Below are 4,717 nucleotides of genomic sequence, written 5' to 3' on the forward strand. Positions count from 1 at the left end.
TTAATTTTTTTTTTTTTAATTTTAATAAAAACAGGTTATTTTTTCCTTTAATTGGGGGATATATTAAAAACGGTAAAAAAGAAGTAGTTTATTGTAAATACAGGTATAGATTACCATATAATTTGTAATAAAACATAAGAAAAAAATCCTGGGTTATTTTTCCTATTGAAAGTGACTTATTTTAACAGTGTGGGAGGGAGAAGAATGAATAAACATGAGGACACAACAATATTAAATAGCTCAAGCCGTAAAACACCTCAATTGTTGAGAGAATGGTTTCTTAGGTTAAGAGATTATATAACGGACAAAAACAAACTCATCGATACTGGACCTATTATTATATTTATTCTTGCTCTCATACTATTAGGAAGCTACAAAGTATTCTTCTAAATTTTTTTGATAACATAATAAAAAATAAGTCTAATTACCTAATGATGCATTAATTTTTATACATAATTATATAAAAATAGACATATTTTACTGTTTTTATTCTTTTATAGTAGATTTATGGGTAATATTGTTATAATTGGAATAAGTTTTAAAGGTTAAAACTGAATTAAGGTAATATTTTACTATGATAAAAGGAGTGAGTGAATAGAATGAAAAAGCTTCAGCTGATTATTGCAGATACCGATTCCTTATATCTAAGGTCATTCGGGGAGTATATTTTATCTTCTAAATTGAATCAGAAGTTTGATATTAAACTTTTTTCAAATTCCGATAGTTTAAAACAATACATAGAGTCAGAACAGCCAATTGATATAATCCTTATTCAACCTAATCTCTTTGATAGGGAACAATTTTTAGAATATAAGGGTATAGTCCTGTTTTTACTAGAAGATGAGAGTGCACAAAATAAAGACAGAAAAGGGGTTTTTAAATATAAACCTCTAAACCAACTCTTATCATCCACCTTGTCAGCTTATTATGAACATCACGCAAGCTTAACAGGTATAGCTGGTAATGCGGGTAAAACAAAGGTTGTATCCGTATACTCACCTGCTGGAGGAACAGGAAAAACAACTTTTGCTGCATCTATCGGTAGACAACTGGCGCAAAAAGGAAATAAAGTATTTTATTTAAATTTTGAATTATTTAATTCGACATCACTATACTTTCACTCAAATGAGGATTCTCCATCCTTGCAAATTTTGTACTATCTGAAAGCGAAGCCATCTCAGCTTTTGTCAAAAATTGAAGCTTTAAAGAAATATGACAGTGATTCGAATATTGATTACTTCGATTTACCACCTTGTCCAGATGAAATGATTGCTATTAAAAAAGAGGATGTGAAAATCCTGATTCAGGCCTTAATAGAAACTGGACAATACGATTACATTCTTATCGATCTAGATAGTTCAGTTCATGAGTTTACCTTAGCAGCATTTGAAGAAAGTCACCAGATTATGTGGCTGCTGAATAATGATGTTCAAAGCTTTTATAAAACGGCCCATATGCTTCAACTGCAGCAGGAGCTGTTTGATCATCCTCATTTAATAGAAGGAAAAGCGGTTTTTATTGTCAATCGTTTCACAGGTTACTTTCCAGAAGAATTCAGATCCTTTAATCTCCCAATACATGGCTACCTTCCATATGTTCAGGAATGGGCCCAAGTCACCGGGAGAAATCAAATATATTATCATCCTCTTTACACAAAAGAGTTGATGACCATTACAAATGAACTAACTGAAAGAAATCAGGCAGGTGTCCAAATTGATTGATGAAAAAATCGTAAAGGACATCATCCAGTCATTGAGAGAAACACTAGACCTCATGCATTCCATACCTAATGATGAACTAATGGAATATATTGAGGCAGCGGTTTTTGACTATTCACATACAAATAAACTTAACTCAGCACAGATGCATTGGCTCGTAGATAGGATTTTCAATGCTTTCCGGGGGTATGACGTGTTACAGCCGCTTATTGATGATAAGTCAATCACCGAAATTATGGTGAACAGCCATGAAGAAATTTTTATTGAAAGAAATGGGGAAGTCTCTAAGGTCGACATTTTTTTTGAAAGTCAACAAAAGTTAGAGGATATTATTCAATCAATTGTTTCGAAAGTAGATCGGGTGGTCAATGAATCAACGCCAATCGTCGATGCAAGGCTACACGATGGTTCAAGGGTGAACGTTGTTCTTCCACCGATTTCACTGAAAGGTCCTGCCATTACAATACGGAAGTTTCCCGAAAAACCTCTTACAATTGAAGATTTAGTAGAAAAAGGAGCAATTACCAATGAAGCAGCCGAATTCTTAAGGGATCTAGTGGAGGCCAAATATAACATATTTATCGGTGGTGGAACTGGTTCAGGTAAAACAACATTTTTGAACGTACTGTCAAATTTTATTCCCAGGGATGAAAGGATACTAACGATAGAAGATTCTGCTGAATTACAAATAAAGAATGTACCAAATCTAGTTAGTTTGGAAACAAGAAATGCGAATACAGAGGGCCGAGGGGAAATTGGTATTCGTGATTTAATCAAGACTTCTCTACGGATGCGCCCAAACCGAATAATCGTCGGTGAGGTTCGGGGAGCGGAGGCACTTGATATGTTGCAGGCTATGAATACAGGGCATGATGGATCATTATCAACAGGTCATGCTAATTCAACAACAGATATGCTTAGTCGTTTAGAAACAATGGTGTTGAGCGGGGCGAGTCTTCCCGTGCAGGTCATTCGTCAGCAAATCAGCTCTGCTATTGATATTATGGTTCATTTATCCAGACTAAGGGATCATTCGAGAAAAATTGTCTCAATCAGTGAGCTGATAGGAATAGAAAATGGTGAAATACAAATCAATCCTCTCTTTGAATTTATTGAGGAAGGGGAAGATACAGATGGCAAAATTATCGGTCAGCTTCTGCCTACAAAAAATAAACTGCAATCAATTACTAAATTGAAAATGGCTGGGATCTACGACAAATAATTAATAGGAGGAGGTGAAAAGATGAATCAAGACATGTTGATCCTGCTCTTGCTCCCTGTAATATTTGGAATTTACTTCTTTATAAACTATAAAAAGAAAGAAGCTGAAAAGAAAGCGATAGTGGAGGGACAGCCAGCTGCAACTGTAGAAACAAGTTTTGCAAAAAAAGCGAGAGAAATTAAGGAAGAAACTGCAAAGAAACGAATTAGAAATGTAGATAAACACTTGATAGATTATTCTGAGTATCACTTGACAGTTAAAGAATTTACTCTTTATGCAGCAATTGCGATGATTGCGTTATTCCTATTAGGTATGCTTTTCTATGAAAATATGGTTATTGCTTTCGTTTTGAGTAGTCTAGGACTTCTGTTCCCTAAAATGAGGAAACATTCATTACTTTTTCAGCGAAAGGATAAACTTTCGGTCCAGTTTAAAGAGGCCATTGCCTCTCTATCTTCCTCACTTGCTGCGGGACGTTCGATTGAAAATAGTTTTAGAGAAGTTGTGTTCGATCTTAAAATGCTTTATCCGGACCCTAACACGCATATTATACGTGAATTTGAAATCATCAATCGCAGGGTGGAAAATGGTGAAACCATTGAGAGAGCAATTCGGGATTTTGCAAATCGTTCAGATCTTGAGGACATTATGAATTTTGCTGATGTGTTTATTACCTGTAAACGAACAGGTGGTAATTTAGTTGAAGTCATTAGAAGAACAGCTGACATAATTGGAGAAAAGGTCGAGATACAGCAAGAGGTCCAAATTATGATTGCACAAAAGAAATTTGAATCAAGGATCCTGACAGTCATGCCTATCGGAATGATCGCTTTGTTAAAATACTCATCAGGCGATTATTTAGCTCCTCTCTATAACTGGTCCAACTTAGGGCCAATTATAATGACCGTATGTCTTGGATTACTTGTACTCTCATATTGGCTGAGCCAAAGAATTATGAATATTAAGGTGTGATGGATATGGCTATATATGGGGTATTGGTGCTGGCGCTTATTGTTGTATATTTTATTCTTTCAGTTGTTTCTCGAAACAAATACGATGACTTTATAACTGAAATGAACGGGCAATATTCCTTACTATTTATGGCTCCAGTGTCTCTTTATATTATGAATAAATGGCTGATCATGGAGCGGTTTCATACGCAGGTCTCTAATATACAACAGAAGATGATTGGTTTACACGGAAGCAGAGAAGCCTTGAAGCATACGCGCATGTTTATCGCTCAACTCATTTCTATTGTATTAGTTTGCCTTCTTGGCTCATTTCTAATTGCCTTACTATCTTCAGGCGACCATGTAATGTTCTTAGCAGGGTGTATGTTTACATTTATCATTCCAGTAATTATGATCAACCAATTATCGAATAAGGAAAAAGATCGGAAGAATAAGATCCTCCTTGAGCTGCCTGAATTGGTGAATAAAATTATCCTTCTCGTTAATGCAGGAGAAACAGTTCAACAAGCGATTGTCCGCTGTGTTGAGATGAAAGGTGAAAATGACTCACCTTTATACGCAGAACTAAAGGTGACAGTGAATAAACTTACCAGCAATGAACCTTTCGGACATGTCATGAATGAATTTAGCAAAAAATGCGGAATACAGGAAGTGTCTCTATTTACGACTACGGTCCTTCTTAACTACCGCAAAGGCGGTCAGGATCTAATAATATCACTTCGAGAATTATCAACAGTCCTATGGGAAAAAAGGAAGAGCATTTCCAGAACCAAGGGGGAAGAAGCCTCATCGAAGCTTGTATTCCC

4 protein-coding genes are annotated in these 4,717 nt (G+C 35.5%); all 4 read left to right on the top strand.

Annotation, left to right across the window (positions count from 1 at the left end):
- Positions 1 to 599: 599 nt before the first annotated feature.
- On the top strand, positions 600 to 1,721 hold the full coding sequence (locus AC52RT_RS02435; protein ID WP_340846091.1) for an AAA family ATPase: 1,122 nt from the start codon (positions 600 to 602) through the stop codon (positions 1,719 to 1,721).
- Positions 1,714 to 2,940, top strand: a complete 1,227-nt coding sequence (locus AC52RT_RS02440) for a TadA family conjugal transfer-associated ATPase (RefSeq protein ID WP_495539273.1) — start codon at positions 1,714 to 1,716, stop codon at positions 2,938 to 2,940. The genes AC52RT_RS02435 and AC52RT_RS02440 overlap by 8 nt, the downstream gene beginning before the upstream one ends.
- Before the next feature lie 21 nt (positions 2,941 to 2,961).
- Positions 2,962 to 3,912, top strand: coding sequence for a type II secretion system F family protein (locus AC52RT_RS02445; RefSeq protein WP_495539274.1), 951 nt, complete (start codon positions 2,962 to 2,964; stop codon positions 3,910 to 3,912).
- A gap of 5 nt (positions 3,913 to 3,917) precedes the next feature.
- The coding region (locus AC52RT_RS02450) for a type II secretion system F family protein (RefSeq protein WP_495539275.1) at positions 3,918 to 4,717 on the top strand (800 nt) is incomplete at its 3' end.

This window comes from Peribacillus sp., from assembly GCF_059453735.1.

Excerpts from the sequence above, each read along its gene's own strand:
- AC52RT_RS02435 (WP_340846091.1), top strand. The coding sequence starts at position 600 with ATGAAAAAGCTTCAGCTGATTATTGCAGATACCGATTCCTTATATCTA.
- AC52RT_RS02445 (WP_495539274.1), top strand. The coding sequence starts at position 2,962 with ATGAATCAAGACATGTTGATCCTGCTCTTGCTCCCTGTAATATTTGGA.